The sequence below is a fragment of the Wenyingzhuangia sp. 2_MG-2023 genome (assembly GCF_030548295.1).
Classification (GTDB): Bacteria; Bacteroidota; Bacteroidia; order Flavobacteriales; family Flavobacteriaceae; genus Wenyingzhuangia.
Window position 1 is genome coordinate 1 of record NZ_JAUOSB010000104.1, and the last position, 278, is coordinate 278.

A 278-nucleotide genomic window follows, 5' to 3' on the forward strand; every position below is an offset into this window, starting at 1 on the left:
CTCGTATACCGTGATGCCCGGTGGCCTGACCCGTATCGGTCAGGACGAACGTTCATTCATGATTTCCAACCAGACCGGTGCCAAGAGCAAGGACACCTGGGTGATCGCTTCTGAGCCGGAGCGTATGGTGCATGATGAGCAGGTCGATGAGCCGGTCAGTCGCGAAGCCGACCTGATCAGCTTGCCCAGTCGGGTGGTGGAAAACCTGTTCTGGATGGGACGTTATGCCGAGCGTGCCGAAGCCGCGCTGCGAATCCTGCGTACCGCCTTTATGATGT

General features: G+C 58.6%; 1 protein-coding gene. It reads left to right on the plus strand.

Going from position 1 to position 278, the window contains the following annotated elements; translation table 11 throughout:
* Positions 1 to 278: alpha-E domain-containing protein (locus Q4548_RS16825; protein ID WP_303457207.1), on the plus strand; the 278-nt coding region annotated here is incomplete at both ends.